General features: G+C 70.4%; 23 protein-coding genes. 7 read left to right on the top strand and 16 right to left on the bottom strand.

Annotation, left to right across the window (positions count from 1 at the left end; genetic code table 11):
• Positions 1-25 precede the first annotated feature (25 nt).
• The 4 genes from ACIBI4_RS07800 to ACIBI4_RS07785 are packed head-to-tail and all read right to left on the bottom strand — an operon-like array spanning position 26 to position 3041.
• On the bottom strand, positions 26-1348 hold the full coding sequence (locus tag ACIBI4_RS07800; protein WP_399202759.1) for an NADH-quinone oxidoreductase subunit D: 1323 nt from the start codon (positions 1346-1348) through the stop codon (positions 26-28).
• Positions 1348-2085: an NADH-quinone oxidoreductase subunit C gene (locus ACIBI4_RS07795; RefSeq protein WP_399202758.1), complete on the bottom strand. Its 738-nt coding sequence runs from the start codon at positions 2083-2085 to the stop codon at positions 1348-1350. Before ACIBI4_RS07795 ends, ACIBI4_RS07800 begins: the two co-directional genes overlap by 1 nt.
• Entirely contained in the window at positions 2082-2636 is a 555-nt protein-coding gene (locus tag ACIBI4_RS07790) for an NADH-quinone oxidoreductase subunit B family protein (RefSeq protein WP_003998928.1), read from the bottom strand. The genes ACIBI4_RS07795 and ACIBI4_RS07790 overlap by 4 nt, the downstream gene beginning before the upstream one ends.
• 18 nt (positions 2637-2654) lie before the next feature.
• Complete coding sequence (locus tag ACIBI4_RS07785; RefSeq protein ID WP_399202757.1) at positions 2655-3041, bottom strand: NADH-quinone oxidoreductase subunit A; 387 nt, start codon at positions 3039-3041, stop codon at positions 2655-2657.
• Positions 3042-3737: 696 nt separating this feature from the next.
• Between ACIBI4_RS07785 and ACIBI4_RS07780 the strand changes: the two genes are divergently transcribed.
• Positions 3738-4526 (top strand): C40 family peptidase, encoded by a 789-nt coding sequence (locus ACIBI4_RS07780; protein ID WP_399202756.1) that lies wholly within the window; start codon positions 3738-3740, stop codon positions 4524-4526.
• Positions 4527-4624: 98 nt separating this feature from the next.
• Here ACIBI4_RS07780 and ACIBI4_RS07775 read toward each other — a convergent pair whose 3' ends face one another.
• Together ACIBI4_RS07775 and ACIBI4_RS07770 are read right to left on the bottom strand one after the other, a co-directional pair.
• Entirely contained in the window at positions 4625-5047 is a 423-nt protein-coding gene (locus ACIBI4_RS07775; RefSeq protein ID WP_399202755.1) for a hypothetical protein, read from the bottom strand.
• A 40-nt stretch (positions 5048-5087) separates the two neighbouring features.
• Positions 5088-5612, bottom strand: coding sequence for a hypothetical protein (locus ACIBI4_RS07770; RefSeq protein ID WP_399202754.1), 525 nt, complete (start codon positions 5610-5612; stop codon positions 5088-5090).
• Positions 5613-5714: 102 nt separating this feature from the next.
• Between ACIBI4_RS07770 and ACIBI4_RS07765 the strand changes: the two genes are divergently transcribed.
• Positions 5715-6050 carry a DUF952 domain-containing protein gene (locus ACIBI4_RS07765; RefSeq protein WP_399202753.1) on the top strand — a complete coding sequence of 112 codons (336 nt, stop codon included), beginning with the start codon at positions 5715-5717 and terminating at the stop codon, positions 6048-6050.
• Between the two features lies 1 nt (position 6051).
• Here ACIBI4_RS07765 and ACIBI4_RS07760 read toward each other — a convergent pair whose 3' ends face one another.
• The gene (locus ACIBI4_RS07760) at positions 6052-7365 is read right to left on the bottom strand and encodes a geranylgeranyl reductase family protein (RefSeq protein WP_399202752.1); all 1314 of its coding nucleotides are present in this window, start codon (positions 7363-7365) and stop codon (positions 6052-6054) included.
• 99 nt (positions 7366-7464) lie between these two features.
• Between ACIBI4_RS07760 and ACIBI4_RS07755 the strand changes: the two genes are divergently transcribed.
• Entirely contained in the window at positions 7465-7995 is a 531-nt protein-coding gene (locus ACIBI4_RS07755) for a GNAT family N-acetyltransferase (protein WP_399202751.1), read from the top strand.
• 116 nt (positions 7996-8111) lie between these two features.
• Positions 8112-8432, top strand: a complete 321-nt coding sequence (locus tag ACIBI4_RS07750) for a PASTA domain-containing protein (RefSeq protein WP_399202749.1) — start codon at positions 8112-8114, stop codon at positions 8430-8432.
• A gap of 54 nt (positions 8433-8486) precedes the next feature.
• Here ACIBI4_RS07750 and ACIBI4_RS07745 read toward each other — a convergent pair whose 3' ends face one another.
• From ACIBI4_RS07745 to ACIBI4_RS07720, 6 genes are all read right to left on the bottom strand, one after another.
• A complete protein-coding gene (locus tag ACIBI4_RS07745; RefSeq protein ID WP_399202748.1) occupies positions 8487-10703 on the bottom strand; it encodes a hypothetical protein in 2217 nt (738 codons plus the stop codon).
• Positions 10704-11116: 413 nt separating this feature from the next.
• Positions 11117-12052 carry a glutaminase gene (locus ACIBI4_RS07740; protein ID WP_399202747.1) on the bottom strand — a complete coding sequence of 312 codons (936 nt, stop codon included), beginning with the start codon at positions 12050-12052 and terminating at the stop codon, positions 11117-11119.
• A gap of 4 nt (positions 12053-12056) precedes the next feature.
• Entirely contained in the window at positions 12057-12752 is a 696-nt protein-coding gene (locus ACIBI4_RS07735) for a demethylmenaquinone methyltransferase (RefSeq protein ID WP_399202746.1), read from the bottom strand.
• Between the two features lie 262 nt (positions 12753-13014).
• Positions 13015-13605 carry an imidazolonepropionase-like domain-containing protein gene (locus ACIBI4_RS07730; RefSeq protein WP_399202745.1) on the bottom strand — a complete coding sequence of 197 codons (591 nt, stop codon included), beginning with the start codon at positions 13603-13605 and terminating at the stop codon, positions 13015-13017.
• A gap of 7 nt (positions 13606-13612) precedes the next feature.
• The gene (gene mqnC, locus ACIBI4_RS07725; RefSeq protein WP_399202744.1) at positions 13613-14812 is read right to left on the bottom strand and encodes a cyclic dehypoxanthinyl futalosine synthase; all 1200 of its coding nucleotides are present in this window, start codon (positions 14810-14812) and stop codon (positions 13613-13615) included.
• A 91-nt stretch (positions 14813-14903) separates the two neighbouring features.
• A complete protein-coding gene (locus ACIBI4_RS07720; RefSeq protein WP_399202743.1) occupies positions 14904-16667 on the bottom strand; it encodes a protein kinase in 1764 nt (587 codons plus the stop codon).
• 226 nt (positions 16668-16893) lie between these two features.
• Here ACIBI4_RS07720 and ACIBI4_RS07715 point away from each other — a divergent pair, with 226 nt between their 5' ends.
• On the top strand, positions 16894-17937 hold the full coding sequence (locus ACIBI4_RS07715) for an alpha/beta hydrolase (protein ID WP_399202742.1): 1044 nt from the start codon (positions 16894-16896) through the stop codon (positions 17935-17937).
• Between the two features lie 18 nt (positions 17938-17955).
• On the opposite strand, the gene ACIBI4_RS07710 is transcribed toward ACIBI4_RS07715, so the two are convergent.
• On the bottom strand, positions 17956-18804 hold the full coding sequence (locus ACIBI4_RS07710) for a menaquinone biosynthetic enzyme MqnA/MqnD family protein (protein ID WP_399202741.1): 849 nt from the start codon (positions 18802-18804) through the stop codon (positions 17956-17958).
• A 328-nt stretch (positions 18805-19132) separates the two neighbouring features.
• Here ACIBI4_RS07710 and ACIBI4_RS07705 point away from each other — a divergent pair, with 328 nt between their 5' ends.
• Entirely contained in the window at positions 19133-19336 is a 204-nt protein-coding gene (locus ACIBI4_RS07705; protein ID WP_052580872.1) for a cold-shock protein, read from the top strand.
• 138 nt (positions 19337-19474) lie between these two features.
• On the opposite strand, the gene ACIBI4_RS07700 is transcribed toward ACIBI4_RS07705, so the two are convergent.
• Entirely contained in the window at positions 19475-21091 is a 1617-nt protein-coding gene (locus ACIBI4_RS07700; protein ID WP_399202740.1) for an alpha/beta hydrolase, read from the bottom strand.
• Positions 21092-21317: 226 nt separating this feature from the next.
• On the opposite strand from ACIBI4_RS07700, the gene ACIBI4_RS07695 reads away from it, so the two are divergent.
• Positions 21318-22184, top strand: coding sequence for a MaoC/PaaZ C-terminal domain-containing protein (locus ACIBI4_RS07695; protein ID WP_399202739.1), 867 nt, complete (start codon positions 21318-21320; stop codon positions 22182-22184).
• Positions 22185-22187: 3 nt separating this feature from the next.
• On the opposite strand, the gene ACIBI4_RS07690 is transcribed toward ACIBI4_RS07695, so the two are convergent.
• Complete coding sequence (locus tag ACIBI4_RS07690) at positions 22188-22805, bottom strand: TetR/AcrR family transcriptional regulator (RefSeq protein ID WP_399203222.1); 618 nt, start codon at positions 22803-22805, stop codon at positions 22188-22190.
• Positions 22806-23019 lie beyond the last annotated feature (214 nt).

Below are 23019 nucleotides of genomic sequence, written 5' to 3'. Positions count from 1 at the left end.
AGGCTGACGCCCTCAGAAGAAGCGGTCACCGGTCGACGCCTCCCATCACGGGGTCGATGGACGCGACGGCGACGATGACGTCGGCGACCTGGCCGCCCTCGCACATCGCCGCCATGGCCTGCAGGTTGGTGAAGGACGGGTCACGGAAGTGGACCCGGAAGGGGCGGGTGCCGCCGTCGGAGACGACATGCGCGCCGAGTTCGCCCTTGGGTGACTCCACGGCCGCGTACGCCTGGCCCGGCGGGACGCGGAAGCCCTCGGTCACCAGCTTGAAGTGGTGGATCAGGGCCTCCATGGAGGTGCCCATGATCTTCTTGATGTGGTCGAGCGAGTTGCCGAGCCCGTCCGGGCCGAGCGCGAGCTGCGCGGGCCAGGCGATCTTCTTGTCGGCGACCATGACCGGACCCGGCTCCAGACGGTCCAGGCACTGCTCGACGATCCTGAGCGACTGCCGCATCTCTTCGAGCCGGATCAGGAAGCGCCCGTACGAGTCGCAGGTCTCGGAGGTCGGGACCTCGAAGTCGTACGTCTCGTAGCCGCAGTACGGGTCGGTCTTGCGCAGGTCGTGCGGCAGACCGGCCGAGCGCAGGATCGGACCCGTGGCGCCGAGGGCCATGCAGCCCGCGAGGTCGAGGTAACCGACGTCCTGCATACGGGCCTTGAAGATCGGGTTCCCGGTGGCGAGCTTGTCGTACTCGGGAAGGTTCTTCTTCATGGTCTTCACGAACTCGCGCAGCCGGTCCATCGCACCCGGCGGCAGGTCCTGGGCGAGACCGCCCGGGCGGATGTACGCGTGGTTCATCCGCAGACCGGTGATCAGCTCGTAGAGGTCCAGGATCAGTTCGCGGTCCCGGAAGCCGTAGATCATGATCGTGGTCGCGCCCAGCTCCATACCGCCGGTGGCGATGCAGACGAGGTGCGAGGAGAGCCGGTTCAGCTCCATGAGCAGGACGCGGATGATGTTCGCGCGGTCCGGGATCTCGTCCTCGATGCCGAGCAGCTTCTCGACACCCAGGCAGTACGCCGTCTCGTTGAAGAACGGCGTCAGGTAATCCATGCGCGTGACGAACGTGGTGCCCTGCGTCCAGGTCCGGTACTCGAGGTTCTTCTCGATGCCGGTGTGGAGGTAGCCGATGCCGCAGCGGGCCTCGGTGACGGTCTCGCCGTCGATCTCCAGGATGAGGCGGAGCACGCCGTGCGTGGACGGGTGCTGCGGGCCCATGTTGACGATGATGCGCTCGTCGTCGGACCTGGCCGCGGTCTGGGCGATCTCGTCCCAGTCGCCGCCGGTGACCGTATATACGGGTCCCTCGGTGGTCTCCCGTGCGGAGGCATGTGAAGTAGACATCAGCTGTACGACCTCCGCTGGTCCGGAGCCGGGATCTGGGCGCCCTTGTACTCGACCGCGATGCCGCCGAGCGGGTAGTCCTTGCGCTGCGGGAAGCCCTGCCAGTCGTCCGGCATCATGATCCGCGTCAGGGCCGGGTGACCGTCGAAGATCAGCCCGAAGAAGTCGTAGGTCTCGCGCTCGTGCCAGTCGTTGGTCGGATAGATGCCGACCAGGGACGGGACGTGCGGATCGCTGTCCGGGGCGCTGACCTCGACGCGGATCAGCCGGCCGTGCGTGAGCGAGCGCAGGTGGTAGACGGCGTGCAGCTCACGGCCCTTGTCGTTCGGGTAGTGCACACCGGAGACGCCGGTGCACAGCTCGAAGCGCAGGGCCGGGTCGTCGCGCAGGGTGCGGGCGACCTGGAGCAGGTGCTCGCGTACGACGTGGAAGGTGAGCTCGTCGCGGTCGACGACCGTCTTCTCGATCGCGTTCTCGGGGAGCAGGTCCTGCTCCTCCAGGGCGCCTTCGAGTTCGTCGGCGACCTCGTCGAACCAGCCGCCGTACGGGCGGCTGCTCGGACCCGGCATCCGTACGGAACGGACGAGGCCGCCGTAACCGGATGTATCGCCACCATTGTCGGCGCCGAACATGCCGCGCTGGACGCGGATCTCCTCGCCGCCGTCGCCGCGCTGGCCCGGCAGGTTCGAGGCGGCCAGGTCCTTCTCGGGGTTCACGCCGTTGGAGTTCTCGCTCACCGGAGCAGCCCCTTCATCTCAATGGTGGGGAGCGCCTTGAGAGCCGCCTCCTCCGCCTCGCGGGCCGCCTCCTCGGCGTTCACGCCGAGCTTCGAGGTCTGGATCTTCTGGTGCAGCTTGAGGATCGCGTCCATCAGCATCTCGGGCCGCGGCGGACAGCCGGGCAGATAGATGTCGACGGGGACGATGTGGTCGACGCCCTGGACGATCGCGTAGTTGTTGAACATGCCGCCGGAGGAGGCGCAGACGCCCATGGAGATGACCCACTTGGGGTTCGGCATCTGGTCGTAGACCTGCCGCAGGACCGGCGCCATCTTCTGGCTGACCCGGCCCGCGACGATCATCAGGTCCGCCTGGCGGGGCGAACCGCGGAACACCTCCATGCCGAAGCGGGCGAGGTCGTAGCGCCCCGCGCCCGTCGTCATCATCTCGATGGCACAGCACGCCAGACCGAAGGTGGCGGGGAAGACGGATGCCTTGCGCACCCAGCCCGCGGCCTGTTCGACCGTCGTCAGCAGAAAGCCGCTCGGCAGCTTCTCTTCGAGTCCCATTGGTGACCCCTCAGCCCCTCAGTCCCATTCCAGGCCGCCGCGCCGCCACACGTACGCGTAGGCGACGAAGACGGTGAGCACGAAGAGCAGCATCTCCACGAGCAGGAACACCGCCATCGGCTCAAACGGTTGGTTGACCCCGGACTGCCCCATGGCGACGGCCCAGGGATAGAGGAAGACGACCTCGATATCGAAAATGATGAAGAGCATCGCCGTCAGGTAGTACTTGATCGGGAAGCGCCCACCGCCGGCCGGAGTCGGCGTCGGCTCGATACCGCACTCATAGGCTTCGAGTTTGGCGCGGTTGTACCGCTTTGGACCGATAAGCGTGGCCATGACCACGGAGAAGATCGCAAAGCCTGCCGCTAGGGCTCCCAGTACGAGGATGGGCGCATAGGCGTTCACCGCTCCTCGCTCCTCTCAGTCGACATTGACTGGTCCAAGATCGTGCTTATGTGAGGCAGTTCACAAGCCCAACTGCCCCGCATCCTATGCCTGCCGGTCTGTGATCTGCGACACGGGGTACGACAACGCCTTTGTGATCTCCACCACCTGACGAAGGATCATGAAGTCGGATGAGCGGTGATCTTCATACGCGAAGCTCCGAGGTGATCACCAATGGTGATCAATTAGCTCGTTACCGCTGGTCACGAGGTCGCGCCCTCTATCAAGTCTTGGCGACGGCAAGCAAATTGGTGCTGGATCCAGGGACCTGATAAGGCCAGCCTTCCCTCTCGCGAGGGACCTCTTCGTACGGCGGCTGACGCGGTGCGGACGCGTGCACGCGTTCACGATCGATCAGGGCCCGGACGGTGAACTCCCGTCGAGGGTTGTCGCGGTGACCATTCCGTGACCTGCGCCACACTTGTAAGGCCGCCGAAAAGCGGGGCTTGGCCAACGAGGACGAGCGGTGGTAGGTGAAGGGCAAATCGGGCGTTATTCGGGAAACCCGTGATCACAGCGCCGATCAAGGCTGTCCAAATTGCCCGTTACGGCGTCAATAAGGGCCGACACGCGCGGGATTCGGCTTGATCCCCGCCAACTGTGGCGCAGCACACGTTTCTTGAAGGGAACCCTGACGCCCTGATAGCGGTTGTTCTCATGTCCCACACCGCTCACATACCCAGCCACCGGAAGCCCCGCCCGCAGCGCGTCACCAAGCTGCGCGCCGGAGTTGCCGGTGGCGTCCTCAGCACCCTCGCGGTGGCCGGCACCACAGGCATGGCGAACGCGGCCGAGCCGGTGACCGAGACCATCGAAATGCCCACGCTCACCGCCGACCTGGCGACCGCGGCGGCCGCGACGGCCGACGCCACGCAGCAGGCGGCCGACGCGTACAAGCTCCAGGCGGACAAGGACGCGGCGGCAGAGCAGGCCGCGAAGGACGCCAAGGACGCGAAGAAGAAGGCCGAGGCGAAGGCCGAGGCCAAGAAGAAGGCCGCCGCCGAGCGCGCCGCCGAGGAGCGCGCCGCCCGCGACTCCGAGCGCACCACGCTCAGCACCGCTTCGGCCTCCACCGCCTCGGCTCCCGCCTCCGGTTCGGTCTCCGCCGTCATCTCCTTCATGAAGGCCCAGCTCGGCGACGCCTACGTCATGGGCGCCACCGGTCCCAACGCCTGGGACTGCTCCTCCCTCGTCCAGGCCGCCTTCAAGCAGGCCGGCGTGGACCTCCCCCGCGTCTCCCAGGACCAGTCGATGGTCGGCACCGAGGTCGGCACGTCCAACCTCCAGGTGGGCGACATCCTTTACTGGGGCGGCAAGGGCTCGGCGTACCACACGGGCGTCTACATCGGTAACGGCCAGTACCTGGACGCGGCCAACCCCTCGAAGGGCGTCGTCATCCAGGACCTGTCGGGCTACCCGGCTTCGGGCGCTGTGCGCGTTCTCTGACGGTTCGTCCGGGCAATCCGGGCATACCACTCATGCGGCGAAGGGCCGCTGCTTCCTCTCGGGGGATGCAGCGGCCCTTCGCATTGCCTGTCACGCGCCTACGGGCCGTCAGCCCCCGCTACCCCCTGCAGAACCCGCACCCGGCGCCCACCGAACAGCGCGACGCTCGCCAGCACGGCGGCCGGGGCGAGCAGCAGCGCCATCCCGGCCGCGTACGTGGTCCGCCTGCGGTCGCACTCGGACTCGATCCGGTCCCGCTGCTCCCAACTGTCCACGGACTGCCCGGGAATCTCCCCCCATTCGGGCAATTCCCCCTTGGTGACGCTGAACGTGTACGACCGGCTGGTCGCAGAATCCGCCACAAGCCTCTCGGGCCACCCGGCGTTCACCACCGAGTCACACGTGATCTCGGTGTCCTCCGAGTGGAACGTGAGCACGGGCTCCTGAAAGAACAGGACACAAGCCCATATGGCGAGCAATCCGGCCAGCACTCCGCTGATGATGCGCCCCCGTTGAGTCATGCGGGGACGGTACCGCGCAGCGCGTCACGCCGCGGACTCGTCAGCGCGACGAGGCCGCCGCGAGGTGGTACGTCGTGTCCACCCAGAATCCCTTGCCCGTATCCGCCTTGATCTCCAGGACGTACTGCCCAGGGCTCAGCGGATTGATGGCACCCCACACGCCCCAGGTGAGATGACGCTTGAACGCGTACCGGAAGCGCCCCTCGAACTCCCTCAGCTCCAGCGGAACACCGTTGAGGTGGGCCGACGCGTGCGCGACCGGCAGACGCGGCCGGCGATCCGAATAGCTGACGGCGTGCTGGATGTTGAGCACAGGGAAGAACAGCGGTCGCCCGGACGGCACTTCGCAGGTCCGGGTCACCTTGCCGCCGTACGTACCGGCGAGGAACCACAGGTCGTCCGGCTGGCTCCATGCCGCGTGCTCGCCGGTCGTATCCCGCACCGGGCTCTTGGAATCCGGTGCCGACAGCGCCCACTTCCACCAGCGCCCACCGAGCTCACCGCCCTGCTCGGCGCTGAGCTGCCAGGTACTCCCACTCGCCATGGCTTCGGTCAAGGTCCCCACCCCTTCGAACCGCCGGGCCCCACCGAAGAGGCCCGCCGCGGTGAGGGGACCCTACTCGATCACTTCAGGGTCCTTGCCCGACAGCGGCTAGAGTCCCCCACCGTGACCGAACTCCTCCACCTCACCGAACGTTCCCTCTGGAACGAAGCCGTCCGCGCGGGTTCGTACGAGCAGTCCACGCGTGGGCGCACCCTCGCCGAGGAGGGGTTCATCCACTGTTCGACGCGGGAGCAACTGCCCGCCGTGGCGGAGTTCCTGTACGGCGAGGGCAAGGGTCCACACGGTGAGCTCGTCGTGCTCGTGATCGACGGCGACAAGCTCACCGCCCCCGTACGGCATGAAGAGGCTGCTCCCGGCGGGCCCGTGTATCCGCACATCTACGGGCCCGTCCCGACGGAAGCCGTCGTCGCGCTGGAGAGCTGGCCGCCCGCCCCGTGACTCAGGCCTTCGGGGCCACCTTCGACAGCCCGTTGATGATGCGGTCCATCGCGTCGCCGCCCGAGGGGTCGGTGAGGTTCGCGAGCATCTTGAGCGTGAAACGCATCAGCATCGGATGCGTCAGGCCCCGCTGCGTCGCGATCTTCATGACCTTCGGGTTGCCGATGAGCTTCACGAACGCGCGGCCCAGCGTGTAGTAGCCGCCGTAGGTCTCCTTGAGGACCTTCGGGTAGCGGGCCAGGGCCAGTTCGCGCTGCGCGGGGGTCGCGCGGGCGTGCGCCTGGACGATGACGTCCGCGGCGATCTGGCCCGACTCCATGGCGTACGCGATGCCCTCGCCGTTGAAGGGGTTCACCAGACCGCCGGCGTCGCCGACGAGGAGCAGGCCCTTCGTGTAGTGCGGCTGGCGGTTGAAGGCCATGGGGAGGGCGGCGCCGCGGATCGGCATCGTCATGTTCTCGGGCGTGTAGCCCCAGTCCTCCGGCATCGAGGCGCACCACGCCTTGAGGACCTCGCGCCAGTCCAGCTCGCGGAAGGCCTTGGAGGAGTTGAGGATGCCGAGGCCGACGTTGGAGGTGCCGTCGCCCATGCCGAAGATCCAGCCGTAGCCGGGCAGCAGCCGGTCCTCGGCGCCGCGGCGGTCCCAGAGCTCCAGCCAGGACTCCAGGTAGTCGTCGTCATGCCGCGGGCTTTCGAAGTACGTACGCACGGCGACGCCCATCGGGCGGTCCTCGCGGCGGTGCAGCCCCATCGCGAGGGAGATACGGGAGGAGTTGCCGTCCGCGGCGACCACCAGCGGGGCGTGGAAGGTGACTTCGCGCTTGTCCTCGCCGAGCTTGGCGTGCACACCCGTGATGTTGCCGGTGCGGTCGTCGAGGACCGGGGCGCCGACGTTGCAGCGCTCGTACAGGCGCGCGCCCGCCTTCTGCGCCTGGCGCGCGAGCTGCTCGTCGAAGTCGTCGCGCTTGCGGACGAGTCCGTAGTCCGGGTACGAGGCCAGCTCCGGCCAGTCGAGCTGGAGCCGTACGCCGCCGCCGATGATGCGCAGGCCCTTGTTGCGCAGCCAGCCGGCTTCCTCGGAGATGTCGATGCCCATCGACACCAGCTGCTTGGTGGCGCGCGGGGTCAGACCGTCGCCGCAGACCTTCTCGCGCGGGAACGCGGTCTTCTCCAGGAGCAGGACGTCGAGTCCGGCCTTCGCCAGGTAGTACGCGGTGGTGGATCCGGCCGGCCCGGCACCCACGACGATGACGTCCGCCGTGTGCGAGGAGTCGGCGGAGAGCGGCTGGGTCTTCGGGGCGAGCGGCTCGGTCACGGCGGGTTCTCCCCAGGAGTCACGAATTCTCGGTGCCGAATGCACTGGACAAGGGCAGTCTATGAGAGCGACTTGATCACGAACCGAAGGGCTGCCCGGATGACGCCACGTCCACCCCACTCCCTCTCACCCCTGCCCGCCGAGCGCCTGCGGGTCCCGACCGAGGAGGACGCATACGCCTGGCACCGGGTCTTCGACGACCCCGAGGTGATGGAGTTCCACGGCGGGAAGGCCGCCGAGGTGTCGGTGTACGAGGAGCTCACGGCCCGCCAGCGCCGTCATGACGCGGAGCTCGGCTTCTGTTTCTGGACGATCCTCGACGAGGACGGCGGTGTCGCCGGGTTCACGGGCGCGCAGCCGTGGCCGCATCCGGAGTGGGGCCCGGTCGGTGCGATAGAGATCGGCTGGCGGCTGGGGCGCTCCGCGTGGGGGCAGGGGCTCGCGACGGGCGCCGCGCTGACCACGCTGGAGCGGCTGCGGGCGGCCGGAGTGCCGGAGGTGGTCGCGATGGTCAACGCGGAGAACCACCGGTCGATCGCCGTGGTCGAGCGGCTCGGGATGGAGCTGGCGGAGGTGTTCCTGACGCCGGTGGGCAAGAGGCGGGGGCACCGCTACCGGCTGGCGCTCTGAGCACGCGGGCACCCGCGCAACCGGGCGGTCCGTCCGGCGCCTTCCGGACGGACCGGTAGCCGTTTACGCTTCCGGTACGGCTGGGGGTGACGGCTTTGCGCAGAAAACCCGAAGTAGTGACGGTCCCGAAGTTCGTCGGTCAGATGGCGATGGACGTCCGCGAACAGGCCGCGCTCGCGGGTCTGCTGGTCGAGGCGCCGCGAGAGACCGACTTCCCCTTCATGGTGACCGATTACGTCGTACGGCAGTTTCCCGAGCCGGGCGCGCGGGTGCCGTTCGGCGCGGTCGTGACGATCTGGTTCGACTTCGGGCCCGACGAGGGCGAGGGCGGCAGCGGAGTCCGCGAGCCGCGCACCCCGCGCCCGCCGCGCGGCGGCATGCAGCGCGAGCTGGACGAGCCCGGGGGCAGCGGCGAGTGGATTCTTCCGGTGCGCTGAGAGGTGCGCGAGCTGACGGGCCGCCCGGTGGCGTGAACCACCGGGCGGCGGACCTCAGTCGGTCACGCGCCAGGTGGCGAGCGCCTCGTCGAAGATCTCCTGGCCGCCGAGCGCCCAGTTCTCCTCGTAGTCCGTGAGGTAGATCGCGTACTCGGTGCCGTCCTCGGCCACGTACCCCTGGTCGATGGCGTGCACGGTGCGTCCGGTCTCCTCCTCGGTGTACGTGTACTCCCAGAGCGCGCCCGGCATCCCGTGATACGTGTTCTTCTCCAGCCGGATCCGCTGGTAGTCGGGCTTCTTCTGCGACTTCTTCTCGATCGTCAGGAAGTTCTCGTACGAGGACACCGGCGCGTCCGGGACGATCCCGATCAGGAAGTGCGCGAATCCGGTCGGACCGGCGTACGTGGTCTGCCCGTTCTCCTCGCCGGCGCGGCTCCACGCGGTGGGGACGGCCAGCGAGAAGCCCGCGGGGTCGAAGACGATATGGGTGTCCGTACCCGCGCCCGCGCTCGCCGAGGCGGAGGGCTCGGCCGTGGCGCTGTCGGACGGCGAGGGCTCGGCGGTGCTCGGCTCCGCGCTCGGGGAGGCGGAGGCGGACGCGGAGGGCTTGGCGTCGTCCTTGGCCGCCGGATCCCCGTCGTCCTTCTGCAGCAGCAGGAACCCGGCCGTCGCCCCGGCACCGAGCGCGAGCGCGGCGGTGAGCGTGACGGCCCAGAGGAGGACACGCGAGCGCTGGGGCGGGTCGGTGTGGGTGGGTTCGGAGTACGCGGCGTACGGCGCCGGGGTCTGGGCCTGAGCTTCGGGCGGGTAGCCGTATCCGGGACTGTTCAACACCTCGGGCGCGGAAGCCGGTTGGGCACCCTGCGCATCAGGCGCGGGAGCCTCCGGAGCGGCCACCGGACCGTACTCGGGAACGGGCTGCCCGTACGGCGCGTACCCCCCGTACGGAACCGGAGGAGCGGGCGGGGCGCCCGGCCCGCTGCCCGCCATCCGCAGCACGTACGGCCCGAGGAACGTCGCCGCCGACAGCCACAGGATCCCGAAGAGCAGCACCTCGGGAATGCTCAGCGCGACCTCCGCGCCGCCCTCGCCGCCGAGATCCGCGAAGCTCTCCACCGCGCCTTCGACGCCGAGCCCGGACAGCCCGCACACCACGAGCAGGAGCGCGAAGAACAGGCCGGTGACCAGGGCCTGTTCGCCGCGGTTCGGGTGCCGGCGGGCGCCGAGCGCGCCCACCACGAGGGCGCAGACGGCGCCCAGGACGAGGCCGCCCACCAGGGCCCAGTCGCCCACGCCGTCGGCCAGTTCGGAGAGCCCGATGGTCTCGGACTCCGTACCGCCGCCGCCGAAGGACGAGCTGCCGCGCGCCGTGAACTCGAGCGAGCCGCCCCAGCCGATGCCGAGCGCCGCGGCGCCGATGTTCGGCAGGAACGCGAGCAGCAGGAGCAGCCCTTCCTTCTCCATGTCGTCGAGGGAAGCGAGGCAGAGGTACGCGGTGAGCGCGGCCAGCGCGAGGACAATGGCCAGGGCGCGCAGGGCCGTTGCCCCGGCCCGTACGAAGGACTGGATCCCCGGGCGCACCGAGAGCCACTCCGCGAGGTCGTCGCGGTGGAGGACCGCGACGGCCGTGGCGAGCGAGAGCGCGAGCGTGCCGAGCGCGGACAGGAACGGCGCCGAGGACACCTCGACCCCGTCGATCGCGGGCTGCGCGAACAGCGCGAGTACCAGGACCGCGCCGGTCGCGAGCAGCGCGGTCCGCAGGGCCGCCTCAAGTCCCGCGGTACGCGAGGCCGGGGGTACGGCGGCCAGGCGGTTGCGGAGGATGCGTACGCCGATGAGCAGGGCCACGACCCACAGCGCGGTGAGCGTCAGCGGGGCCACCGACAGGGCGGCCGTCCCGGATTCCGAGCCGCCGCTCTCGAAGAGCCCGCCGCCCGAATCGCCGCCGGATTCAAAGGGGTTGGAGCCCGGACCGCCCGATCCGTCCGACCCGCTCACCTCGAAGCCGCCGCCGAGCCCCTGCAGCAGCAGCGCGAGGGCGAGCCGCAGCCGGTCGGTGAAGGAGACGACGACCTCGTCCTCCTGCCCGTACGACGGAATCGCCAGCGCGACCGAGGCGATCAGGAGCATCCCGACGGGCCAGAGCGCGGCCTGCGCGGACGCGGCCCAGCCCCCGCGGAAGGCCCGCCCGAGGTAGGCGCCGAGAGGCGAGGGGCCGGTGGGTGCGGGCAGGTAGGCGGGCGGGGGCGGCCCGGCGGGTACCTGCCCCACCGGTACGGCCTGCCCCACCGGCCCGACCGGCGCTCCCTGCCCGACCGGCGTTCCCGGCACGCCGGTTGGCGGCGGCGGAAGGACAGGCGCGGCGACAGGCGCGGCGACCGGCGGGGCGGCCGGAGCATCAGGTGCGGCATCAGATGCGGCATCCGCCGACGGCAGCTCCCCTCTCTCCCGCCCGCACTTCATACAGAAGCGGGCCTCCTCCTGGAACGGGGTGCCGCAATCTGGGCAGTACGAGGACAAGGCCGGGCTCCTGAGCAGCGGGGACGGAAGGTACGGGCGGTGCGGGAGCGGAATTCCGCACTGTTGACGGACACAGCTTGCCCCTGCGCCGGTTCCCGTCAACTCCCTCTTGCCGTAAGGGATCCCGGATCGCAACAGAACACCCGGAACCCACCCCGCCGTTCTCAGAAGACGGACAGCCCCGTGAGCGTCGTGAAGCGGTCGAGCGCGGCGACGCCCGCGACCGAGTTCCCGCGCGCGTCGAGCCCGGGGCTCCACACGCACACCGTGCACCGCCCCGGCACCACCGCGACGATCCCGCCGCCCACACCGCTCTTGCCGGGCAGCCCGACGCGGTACGCGAAGTCGCCCGCCGCGTCGTACGTCCCGCAGGTCATCATCACCGCGTTGACCTGCTTGGCCTCGCTGCGGCTGAGCAGCCGCGAACCGTCGGCGCGGACCCCGTGGCGGGCCAGGAAGCCGGTGGCCAGGGCGAGATCGGCGCAGTTCATCTCGATCGAGCACTGCCGGAAGTAGTGGTCGAGGAGCGGCGGCACGGGCTGGCGGATATGGCCGTACGAGGCGATGAAGTGCGCGAGCGCGGCGTTGCGGTCGCCGTGCGCGGCCTCGGAGGCGGCGACCTCCAGGTCGAAGCCGAGCTCCTCGTTCCCGCTCTCGGCCCGCAGGAACGCCAGCAGGTCGGCGCTCGCGTCCCCGGTCAGGGTCTGCAGGCGGTCGGTGACGACGAGGGCGCCCGCGTTGATGAACGGATTGCGCGGGACGCCGTGCTCGTACTCCAGCTGCACCAGGGAGTTGAACGGGTTGCCGGACGGCTCGCGCCCCACGTGCTCCCAGACCTCGGCGCCTTCGTGCGCGAGGACGAGGGCGAGCGCGAACACCTTGGTGATCGACTGCGTGGAGAACGGCGTGCGCCACTCCCCCACGCCGCACACCCCGCCGTCGAGATCGGCCACGGCCATCCCGAAGCGGTCCGGTGCGACGCAGGCGAGCGCCGGGATGTAGTCGGCGGAGCGGCCGCCGCCCGGTTCGACACCGGCGGCGATCTCCTCGAGTACGGACAGGTAGTGCTCGGCCTTCGGCGCCGCGAGGTCGTACGGCATCGGCTCAGCCGGCCTTGAAGCCCCGGTGCAGCGTGACGATGCCGCCCGACAGATTGCGCCACGCGACCTTGTCCCAGCCGGCCTTCTGCAGCTTCGCCGCGAGGGCGGGCTGGTCCGGCCAGTCGCGGATGGACTCGGCGAGATAGACGTACGCGTCGGGGTTGGAGGAGACCGCGCGGGCCACGGGCGGCAGCGCGCGCATCAGGTACTCGGTGTAGACGGTGCGGAACGGGGCCCAAGTGGGGTGGCTGAACTCGCAGATGACGACGCGGCCGCCGGGCTTGGTCACGCGGTACAGCTCGCGCAGCGCCCGGTCGGTCTCCTGCACGTTGCGCAGGCCGAAGGAGATGGTGACGGCGTCGAAGGTGTCGTCCTTGAACGGCAGCTTCGTCGCGTCGCCCGCGGTGAACGGCATGTGCGGGTGGTTGCGCTTGCCGACGCGGAGCATGCCGAGCGAGAAGTCGCACGGCACCACGTACGCACCGGCCTGTGCGAAGGGCTGACTCGACGTGGCCGTGCCGGCGGCGAGGTCGAGGATCTTCTGCGCGGGGCGCGCGTCGACCGCCTTGGCGACCTCCTTGCGCCATCGCCGGTCCTGCCCCAGCGAGAGCACGTCGTTGGTGAGGTCGTACTTCTCGGCGACGTCGTCGAACATTTCGGCGACTTCGTGCGGCTGCTTTTCCAGGGATGCGCGGGTCACTTGCCCATTGTCGCAGGGTGGCGTTCTTGGGCGCGGGCGGGTGGCGCCTGCGGCGGGCTTTTCCCCCACCCCGCCCCTTCCCGAAACCGGGGCTGCGCCCCGGACCCCGGATCCGAACTTCGTTCGGATGTCCTCAATCGCCGGACGGGCTGAAAATTCAGCCCGTCCGGCGATTGAGGACGAGCGCGTTCAGCGCGAAAGGGGGTCTGGGGGCGAAGCCCCCAGTTTCGGGAAGGGGCGGGGTGGGGGAAGAAAACCGGCGTCAGTGAGCCCGATAGACCAGTCGGCCGCCGATCACCGTAGCCACACACGTGCCCGCCCCAAGGCGGACCAGTTCCTCGCGGGACGGCACGTCGAACACCGCGAACCGGGCGGGCCCTCCCACCACGAGCGGGGGGAGCAGGACCAGCGGCCGGGGTGACAGTGACACCGGGCCGGGGAGCTGCTGCGGGCGGGCAGCGAAGACCAGGCCCACGCCCCGTACCGCGTCGAGCGCCGGACGGGAGGCGAGTTCACCGGCGATCGCCACCGTGCCGTGCGCCAGAAGGCGCTGGACGCCGCGGCGGGCGGACGGGCCCAGGCGCGACGGCTCGGCCCGGAAGATCTCGCGGGCCCGCGCGCCCCCGATCGGTACCGTGCCGAACTCCTCCGCCTCGCGCGGATCCGGGTGGTACGTGGACTCGAGGATCTCGGGCCCGTACGGGTTGAGCAGGCCGGGCGTGAGGATGCCGGGCCACTGCCGCACCCGTGCGGACGGATGCGCGGCGGTCAGTTCGCCGGGCGTGCCGAGCGCCGCGACGGTGTCGCCCTCGACGAGGACGGCGCCGTCGGACGTGACGTGAAGGGTCGGCAAGGCGCGCTCAGTTGGCCGGGAGGAGCTTCAGCTCGGGGTGCGCCGTACCGCCCTCGATCGCCGTGGACGAGATGTGCGAGGCGACGCGCGCGTCGACCGGGTCGTTCGCCGGGTCGTCATGCACCGCGAGGTGCTCGTACGTCGTGGAGCGCTGCGCCGGGACACGGTCCGCGGTGCGGATCATCTCGATGATCTCCTGGAGGTTCGAGCGGTGCTTGGCACCGGCCGACGAGACCACGTTCTCCTCCAGCATCACCGAGCCGAGGTCGTCCGCCCCGTAGTGCAGCGTGAGCTGGCCGACCTCCTTGCCGGTGGTGAGCCAGGAGCCCTGGATGTGCGCCACGTTGTCGAGGAAGAGGCGGGCGATGGCGATCATCCGCAGGTACTCGAAGAGCGTGGCCTGCGTCCGGCCCTTCAGCTTGTTGTTCTGCGGCTGGTACGTGTACGGGATGAAGGCGCGGAAGCCGCCCGTGCGGTCCTGGACGTCACGGATCATCCGCAGGTGCTCGATGCGCTCGGCGTTCGTCTCGCCCGTGCCCATGAGCATCGTGGAGGTCGACTCCACACCCAGGTTGTGCGCGATCTCCATGATCTCCAGCCAGCGCTCGCCCGACTCCTTGAGCGGGGCGATGGCCTGGCGGGGACGCGCGGGGAGCAGCTCCGCGCCGGCGCCCGCGAAGGAGTCGAGACCGGCCGCGTGGATCCGGCGGATGGCCTCCTCGGCACTCACACCCGAGATACGCGCCATGTGCTCGACCTCGGAGGCGCCGAGGGAGTGGATGACGAGCTGCGGGTACGCCTTCTTGATCGCCGAGAAGTGCTCCTCGTAGTACTCGACGCCGAAGTCGGGGTGGTGGCCGCCCTGGAACATGATCTGCGTACCGCCGAGCTCGACGGTCTCCGCGCAGCGGCGCAGGATGTCGTCGAGGTCGCGGGTCCAGCCCTTGTCGGTGTCCTTGGGCGGGGCGTAGAAGGCGCAGAACTTGCAGGCCGTCACGCAGACGTTCGTGTAGTTGATGTTCCGCTCGATGATGTACGTCGCGATGTGCTCCGTACCGGCGTAGCGGCGGCGGCGCGCGGCGTCCGCTGCCGCGCCGAGCGCGTGCAGCGGGGCGTGCCGGTAGAGGTCGAGGGCCTCTTCGGGGGTGATCCGCCCACCCTCGGCGGCGCGGTCGAGAATCGACTGGAGTGCGGCCTTCTCGGTCACCGGGTGTCCCTTTCGGACGGGGAGGACGGACCGATCCAGCCTACGCCAGGGGGATCGGGACCTGTCCGGGGGACCGGGCCCGTCCGCCTGGTCAGCCGGTCTTCGAGAGGCGCGCCTTCGGGTCGCCGCCGTCGGGGTTCTCCGAGGAGTACTGGAGATCGTCGCCGACCGGGGTCAGACGCACGGTGTGGTCGTTCTTCGTGCAGCGCGCGTCCGTCCTGTCCTTGGCCTTGCCCGTCGCGATCAGCTCCTTCTCGGTGACGGACTTCAGGATCAGGATGTCGGTGCAGGTGCTCAGGCCGAGTTCGTCGGTCATGCTCGCGCTGCCCAGTTCCTCGCCCGGCTTCGCCTCCTTCACCGTCACCTCGACGGTGCCCGCGGGCAGGTTGCCGAGGGCCTGGGCCTTGCCCTGCCAGGTGCCGAGGTAGCGCTCGGGGATCTCGGCCGCACCCGTCGGCTCGGCGGTCGGGGCTTCGGTGGACGGGGCTGTGGTGGACGGTGCCGTGGTGGCCGGGGCGGACGAGGCGGAGGGCTTCTTGCCGCCCTGGTCGGCGCCCTGCGCCCCCTTGTCGTTGTTGTCCGGGAGCAGGTTGAAGACGAAGACGGTGCCCAGGCTGACCGCCGCGACGGCACTGGCGACGGCGAGCGCGAGCGTGCAACTGACCCTGCGGCCGCGCCCGTTCTCGCCCTGTGTGCTCGCCGCGGTGACGGAGACGGCGACCCGTCCGGGCGTGGCGTCGGAGGGCCCGGCGCCCGCGGTCGGAGGCTCGGCGGGCGAGACGACGGAGGCGGACACGGCACCCGCGGCGGACGGTTCGCCCGACGGCGGGGCGCCCCCGTCCCCGTACGAAGGATCCGGCGGCCCGAAAGCCCCGGCCACCTCGCCGGCCGGCCCACCCCCGACCGAGGGCTTGCTGAACGCGACCGGTCCGGACAGCGGTGCCTCGGCGTCCGGCTCAAGGTCCAGCAGGCGTACGGCGTTTCGGCTGACCTGCTCGACCAGCGCACCCGGCAGCCACCCGGCCGCGACCAGAGAGGCCGCGCCGCCTGGCGCCAGGCGCCGGGCGGCCTCCTGGGGCGCGGGACGGTCGGCGGGGTCCTTGGCGAGACAGTCGAGGATCACCTCACGCAAGTCGCCGCCGGGCAGCGCGACTTCGGGCTCGGTGTGCACGACCTGGTAGAGCAGCGCCGCCGATGAGTCACCGGTGAAGGGCGCCGAGCCGGTGGCCGCGTACGCGAGGACCGCACCGAGCGAGAAGACATCCGAGGCGCCGCTGACGCCCTGGCCGAGGATCTGCTCGGGCGCCATATAGCCGGGCGAGCCGATCGAGACGCCGGTCGAGGTGAGCGAGGCGGTGCCGTCCGTGGCGCGGGCGATCCCGAAGTCGATGAGCCGCGGGCCGTCGAGGGCGAGCAGGACGTTCGACGGTTTGACGTCGCGGTGGACCAGGCCGAGCCCGTGCACGGCCGCGAGGGCCTCGCCGAGTCCCGCGCCGAGGACCCGTACCGAGTGATCGGGCAGCGACCGCAGCGTGCCGCGCTCGCCGACCGCGTCGGACAGGGCGGGCCCGGCCACATAGCCGGTCGCGACCCAGGGCACGGAGGCCTCGGCGTCCGCGTCGAGCACCGGCGCGGTCCAGGCGCCGCCGACCCGGCGGGCGGCCTCGACCTCGCGCCGGAAGCGCTCGCGGAACTCCTGGTCGAGCGCGAAGTGCGGATGCACGACCTTGACCGCGACGGTCCGCCCGCCGGCGCTGCGCCCCAGATAGACCCGCCCCATGCCGCCGGCGCCGAGCCGTCCGAGCAGCCGGTACGGGCCGATGGTGGTGGGTTCACCCGCTTCGAGCGGCTGCATGCTGTCGGCCTCCCCCGGTCTCGCCGTCCTACTCGCGCTGTACCCCGCACCCAGCAGCGTAGGCCCGGCCGGGGCCGCCGCAGTGTCCCGGATCACCATCCGCCCCACGCAACCCCATCTGCCCCGTTTCGCTCTTTCTGTCCGGAAAAAGCCTCGGGCCTCAGCGCCCGGCCACCCCACAAACCACCCCTGAACCCACCCCCGAACCCACCCGCCGGAGAACCTCATGAGCCGCCTGAAGCGCCTGAAGCGCCTGAAGCGCCCGTACGTCACGGTGGTGATCACCACCGTCGCCATCGCCGCCGCCCTCGTCGCCGTACTGCGGCCGGACGGACAGCGCGAGCGGACGAGCTTCGGCGGCCCGGAGCAGACGGGGCAGGCGACACAGCAGGCCAGGGCACACCAGGGCACGGACGGCGTGCGGCTGCCCACGAACCCGCGCGAGTGGGAGACCCAGCGCACCCTCGCCGACGGCACCACGATCGGGGTCACGACCCTGCACGGCGCGAAGTCGGGCTTCACGGGCAAGGTCTGGGTGTGGGCGCCCAAGGAGTACAAGGACCCGAAGTACGCGCACAGCGCCTTCCCGGTCCTGATCGCCCTGCCCGGCTCGTACGGCTTCCCCAACAACTACTGGTGGGGCACGGACTTCGCGCTCCAGGAGAAGGTCGCCCAGGCAGTGGCGCAGGGGCGGAGCAAGCCGTACATCATCGTGATGCCGGTCCAGAACCCCAACCGGGACAACTACTACGACGGGGCGGACATCCCGGGTCAGCCGAAGATGGGGACGTGGATGTCCGAGGACGTCCCGGAGCTGGTCAAGGAGAACTTCCGGACGTTCGCGTCCCCGTCCGCCTGGGGCTTCTTCGGCTCGTCCTCCGGCGGCTACATCGGCATCAAGACGGCGCTGCAGCACCCGGACAGGTTCGGCTTCGCCATCGCGGGCGGCCCGGACACGTTCCCGGACTCACCCCTGTGGAACGGCCACGAGAAGGAGAAGCAGGCCGACAACCCCGAGCAACTCGCCGCGGACCTGATCCGGCGGGGCGGCCCGGTGAAGGTGCGCATCACGATGCTGATGGGCGACAAGGAGACCCGGGACCTGCCCCGTATCAAGGACTTCATCGCGCGCTACGACAAGGGCCCGGTCGCCCTCGGTCTGCACATGATCGCGAACGCCGGACACGACGGCTACAAGTACGGAGCCGCCCTGTTCGACGGCCCGCTGGAACAGATCAGCCGGTACGTCCCGGGCCCCACGGCGGGCTGATCCCGGCCGGCCCGCCGCCTACGCGCCGAGCAGGTCCACCTGCACATCCGCCGCGAAGCCCGTCGTCGGGCCGACGCGGCGGGCGAACTCGGTGACACCCGCCAGCTGATCCGCGCCGAAGCGGAAGTCGAGCGTCGTGAAGTACCGCTCCAGGACGGCGGCGTCGAAGGACTCCCAGCGCGCGGCCTGCTCCGCGACCTTCGCGACCTCTTCGAGCGAGACATCGCGCGACGCCAGGAACGCCTCGTGGACCTGCCGTACGACCTGGGGCTCGCGCTCCAGGTAGTCGCGCCGGGCCGCCCAGACGGCGAAGACGAAGGGCAGTCCCGTCCACTGCTTCCACATCGCGCCGAGGTCGTGCACCTGCAGGCCGAGCCGGGGCGCGTCGTGCAGGTTCGCGCGCAGCGCGGCGTCCCCGATCAGGACGGCCGCCTCGGCCTCCTGCATCATCAGGCCGAGGTCGGGCGGGCACGTGTAGTAGTCGGGCCGTACGCCGATGTGCTCGGCGAGCAGCAGCTGCGCCAGGCGTACGGAGGTGCGCGAGGTGGATCCGAGTGCCACGCGCGCCCCGTCGAGACGGTCGAGCGGCAGTTGCGAGACGATCACGCAGGACATCACCGGACCGTCGCAGCCCACGGCGATGTCGGGCAGGGCGACCAGCCGGTCGGCGTTCTTGAGGAACTCGACGAGGGTGATGGGACCGATGTCCAGGTCACCGCGGACCAGCTGCTCGCTGAGCTTCTCCGGGGTGTCCTTGGTCAGCTCCAGGTCGAGCAGGGTGCCGGTCCTGGCGAGTCCCCAGTACAGGGGCAGACAGTTCAGGAACTGGATGTGGCCGACCCGCGGCCGGCTGGGAGAATTGTCCACATCGCGAGGCTAGACCCGGCTCGGTGGCGCCGGGACGCCGGGGGCGGGCCGGATCGCGGAGACCGTCCGTTTTGTACGGAAACATCACTGTTGGTCAACGCGCGTGTCGACGCCGTCAAACGTACGAGTGACGTGATCTTGCCCTCTATCGCTCGCCCGAGACTGCGTGCTAGGCTCGACGCAAGTTGCAGTTTGGTTTCCCTTGCAGTACAGAGCCTGCGGAGCATGTGACCGCGGGCTCTCGTCGTTTTCAGACTTTCGCAGTAGTGGTGACACTCGTCGCAGGTTCTGGGAGCAGGGCGACCCTTTGAGCCCATAGGAGGGCTTTATGGCTACCGGAACCGTCAAGTGGTTCAACGCTGAAAAGGGCTTTGGCTTCATCGCCCAGGAAGGCGGCGGCCCGGATGTCTTCGTCCACTACTCCGCGATCAACGCGTCCGGCTTCCGCTCCCTCGAGGAGAACCAGGCCGTGAACTTCGACGTCACGCAGGGCCCGAAGGGCCCGCAGGCCGAGAACGTCACCCCGATCTAATCTGGTTGACACTCGCTTGATCCGCCCGGCCGAATGACGGCCGGGCACGGATTGCACCACCCAAGGAGCCCCCTCCCCGCTTTGCGGGGATGTGGGGCTCCTGCCTTTTCCCGGCCGGAATTCCGGGAATTTCCCGCATCAGCTCTCGTCCGGGCCGCACGACGAACCTCTGCTCGGCAGGTCGCCGTGCAGCAGGAAGTCATTCACCTTTCCGCGGACGCACTTCGACGAGGCATATCCCGTGTGCCCCTCGCCCTTGTTGTCGAGCACGACCGCCGCGTCACCGAGGCGGCGTGCGGTCTCCGTCGTCCACTGGTACGGGGTGGCCGGGTCGCCCCGCGTGCCGACCAGGAGCAGGTCCGGGGTGTCGACGTTCCTGATGTTCCGGACGAAGTCCGTGCCCTTGGGGCGTCCGGCGCAGAGCATCACCTCGTAGAGCCGGGTCGGCCCGAAGACCGGGGAGGCCTTCTCGAACTCCTTCTCCAGCTGCTCGATCCGCTCCGTGTCCTCAAGGTCCGCGGCCGTCAGCCGGTCCGGGTCGTCGGCGCAGTTCACGGCGACGAGGGAGGCGTTGAAGTTGTCGAAGGGGACGTTCTCCTCGTACGGGCCGAGGTCGCGGCCGTACGAGGTGTCGCGGCCGTACGAGGTCTTGTCCCGGAGGGCGAACGGGGGCACCTCGCCCGGCTCGGGCAGCACCAGGGCGCCCGTGATCCGCATCAGGGACCGCGGGTCGCCGTCGAGGATCAGGGAGAGCAGGCCCTGCGAGAGGTAGGGCCACATGTCGCGGTTGTAGAGCGCGCGGCCGAGCGAGGCCACCAGGTCGTCGCCGGTGAACATCCCGAAGGGCGTCTCCGCCGGGAAGCGGTTGAGCTGCTGCACCAGCTTGACGACGTTCTCCTTGGCCTCGCGCGAGTTGGGACCGAGCGCGCAGCCGGTGTTCCGCGCGCACCAGGTGACGAAGTTGTCGAGAGCCGTCTGCTGGCCCTCCGCGCCGACCAGCGCCTGGTCGGTCAGCGGTTCGGTGAGCGTGTCCACGCCGTCGAGGACCATCCGGCCGGTCCTCTCCGGGAACTGCGCGGCGTAGACGGCACCGAGCCGTGTCCCGTACGAGAAGCCGAGGTAGTTGAGGTTCTTGTCGCCGAGTGCCGCGCGGAGGACATCGAGATCGCGCGAGACATTGACGGTCCCCATGTGCGCGAGCACCGGTCCCGAGTGCTTGCGGCAGACCTCGTACTGGGCCTTGAGCATGTCCAGCGCGAGCGCGGTGTCGTCCTCGTCCTGGCCGGGCTCCAGCTGCGGCATGTCCGAGCCGTCCCCGCAGGTCACCGGAGAGCTGAGGCCCACGCCGCGCGGGTCGAAGCTCACCACGTCGTACGCGTTGGTCAGCTCGCCGAAGGTCTTCTCGCCGGCCGCCAGGCCGGGCACCCCGGGGCCGCCGGGGCCGCCGAAGTTCAGGACGACCGAACCGCGCGGCTTCTTCGCGGAGGTACGGAAGCGGGCCACCGCAAGCTTGAGGGTCTCCTTGCCCGGGTCCGCGTAGTCCAGCGGCACCTTGACCTTGCCGCACTCCAGGCCCTTCGGCGCGTGCGCGAGGTCCGGGCACTTGCCCCACTTGATCCGCTGACTGTAGAAGCTCTGCAGATCCGGCTGCCGGTCCTCGCCGTCGGAGCCGTCCCGTCCCACGGTTCCGGCCGCCGCGGCGCCGGTCCCGAAGACAGCCAGGGCGGCGAGTGAGGCGATGGCGCGTATGTGCATCCGGCAGCCCTTCGATGGGGGTGCCCCTTGGGCCACGATAGGCGGGGTGGACGACTCGGGCATCCGGGCCGTTCCGGCGCATGACGGACCTGGGCCGGGTGGGGCCGGGAAGCCCCGGCCGGACCCCCGGGTCCGGATCAGCTCCGCCCCAGACCTCGACGACCTCCTGACCCTCCAGTAACTTTGCGCCGTCGCCCGTCCCTGTCCTGGTCAGGAGCTTTCACAGATGACCGTCGTGCGCCTGGCGCGCAGCCCTCACCTCGCGCCCGTACTCATCGCCGGCGCCCTGCGCTCCCCGCTGAAGCGGCCCCGCGCCGACGCACCGCTGCCCGAGCACTCGATCGCGCTCGACGACGCGGCGGTGGATCCCCGGCGGCTCGCGGCGTACGCGGAGCTGTGCGGGTTCACGGCGGACGGGCGGCTGCCGGTCACGTACCCCCACGTCCTCGGATTTCCGCTGGCGATGAAGCTGATGGCGGCGCGCGACTTCCCGCTGCCGCTGCTCGGTCTCGTCCACACGTCCATCGAGATACGGCAGGAGGCGGCGCCGCTGCGGGTGGCGGACCGGCTCGAACTCCTCGTCCACACCGAGAAGCTGACGCCGCACCGGCGTGGCACCGAGGCGACCGTGGTCACACGGGCGCGGTGCGCCGGGCGGGGCGAGACGGTGTGGATGTCCCGGTCCACCTACCTGGCGCGGCACCGTACGCCCGACGGCTCCGCCCCGGCCAAGGCCGCCGCCCGCGCGGAGACCGACCCCCTGCCCGTACAGGCGACATGGCAGCTGGACGCCGCCCTCGGCCGGCGCTACGGGGCCGTCTCCGGCGACCGCAACCCGATCCACCTGCACCCGCTCACCGCGCGGGCCTTCGGGTTCCCCCGGCAGATCGCGCACGGCATGTGGACGGCGGCGCGCTGTCTCGCCGAGCAGCCGCTCGACGGTCCCGTGGACCTCCGCGTCGACTTCAAGGCACCCGTGCTGCTGCCCGGCACGGTCACGTACGGCAGCGAACCGGCGGGCCGGGCCTTCGAACTGCGGGGCGCGGACGGCCGGCTGCATCTGACGGGCAAGGTGTCGGGACGCCTCGCCTGAGCCCTACTTCGGCGGAGCCCAGGGCTTTCCGTGCATGAGGTTCGCCAGGCCCGACCACGCGAAGTTCATCAGCGTGGTCGCGGCGTCCTTCGCCGACACCCCCGGCGTCGCGTTCGCCCACACCGCGAGCGCCTCGGCGGCGCCCACCAAGGCCTCGGCGAGCGGCGCCACCTCGCCCTCGGGAAGCGTCGGATCGCTGTGCGCCTCGCGGGCCGCCTCGGCGATGAGGAGCGTCACGAACGCGACGATCTCCTCACGCATGACCTCCACCTCGCGCGCGAACGGCTCCCCGTGCGTACGGGCCTGGCTGTGCAGCACCGCCCAGCCGTCGGGGCACTCGGCGGTGTGCGTGAAGAACGCGAGCAGCCCCGCCCACAGCTGCTGGTCGGCGGGCTCGCCCGGGGTGATCCCGCCGCGCACCGCCTCGACGAGCGCCGCGGCCTCGCGCCGGATACACGCCGTAAAAAGGTCTTCCTTCGAGTTCAGATAGAGATAGACGAGCGGCTTGGACACCCCGGCCAGCTCGGCGATCTCGTCCATCGAGGCGGCACGGTAGCCACGGCGCCCGAACGTGGCGACGGCGGCCTCCATCATCTGCCGCTCCCGCTCGGCCCTGGGCATCCTCTTGCCCCGCCGTCCGCCCGCCTTCTTCCCCACGTCCGTGCCCTGCACCCCGCCCGCCTTCCCCCATTGCCCACTGCGCCTGGGGTCAGCCTACGCATGCGGGCAACGGGGCCGCCCCGGGACGCCGCTGCCCGCCGCGCGGGTGACCGTTCCCGGATGCCGGGCGGCACCTCGGCCGCCCGGGGGCGCCGCGCCCCTACCGTCCGCACCC

The organism is Streptomyces sp. NPDC050418 (genome assembly GCF_044458745.1).
Lineage (GTDB): Bacteria > Actinomycetota > Actinomycetes > Streptomycetales > Streptomycetaceae > Streptomyces.
Note: the sequence above shows the minus strand (reverse complement) of the source record. Positions and strands in the feature narration are given on the sequence as shown.

Bases quoted from the DNA above. Each gene is read 5' to 3' on its own strand.
- ACIBI4_RS07755 (WP_399202751.1), top strand. From the start codon at position 7,465: ATGACGCCACGTCCACCCCACTCCCTCTCACCCCTGCCCGCCGAGCGC.
- ACIBI4_RS07715 (WP_399202742.1), top strand. From the start codon at position 16,894: ATGAGCCGCCTGAAGCGCCTGAAGCGCCTGAAGCGCCCGTACGTCACG.
- ACIBI4_RS07790 (WP_003998928.1), bottom strand. From the start codon at position 2,636: ATGGGACTCGAAGAGAAGCTGCCGAGCGGCTTTCTGCTGACGACGGTC.
- ACIBI4_RS07690 (WP_399203222.1), bottom strand. From the start codon at position 22,805: ATGCCCAGGGCCGAGCGGGAGCGGCAGATGATGGAGGCCGCCGTCGCC.
- ACIBI4_RS07800 (WP_399202759.1), bottom strand. From the start codon at position 1,348: ATGTCTACTTCACATGCCTCCGCACGGGAGACCACCGAGGGACCCGTA.
- ACIBI4_RS07740 (WP_399202747.1), bottom strand. From the start codon at position 12,052: ATGCCGTACGACCTCGCGGCGCCGAAGGCCGAGCACTACCTGTCCGTA.
- ACIBI4_RS07775 (WP_399202755.1), bottom strand. From the start codon at position 5,047: ATGACTCAACGGGGGCGCATCATCAGCGGAGTGCTGGCCGGATTGCTC.
- ACIBI4_RS07780 (WP_399202756.1), top strand. From the start codon at position 3,738: ATGTCCCACACCGCTCACATACCCAGCCACCGGAAGCCCCGCCCGCAG.
- ACIBI4_RS07720 (WP_399202743.1), bottom strand. From the start codon at position 16,667: ATGCAGCCGCTCGAAGCGGGTGAACCCACCACCATCGGCCCGTACCGG.
- ACIBI4_RS07705 (WP_052580872.1), top strand. From the start codon at position 19,133: ATGGCTACCGGAACCGTCAAGTGGTTCAACGCTGAAAAGGGCTTTGGC.
- ACIBI4_RS07700 (WP_399202740.1), bottom strand. From the start codon at position 21,091: ATGCACATACGCGCCATCGCCTCACTCGCCGCCCTGGCTGTCTTCGGG.
- ACIBI4_RS07695 (WP_399202739.1), top strand. From the start codon at position 21,318: ATGACCGTCGTGCGCCTGGCGCGCAGCCCTCACCTCGCGCCCGTACTC.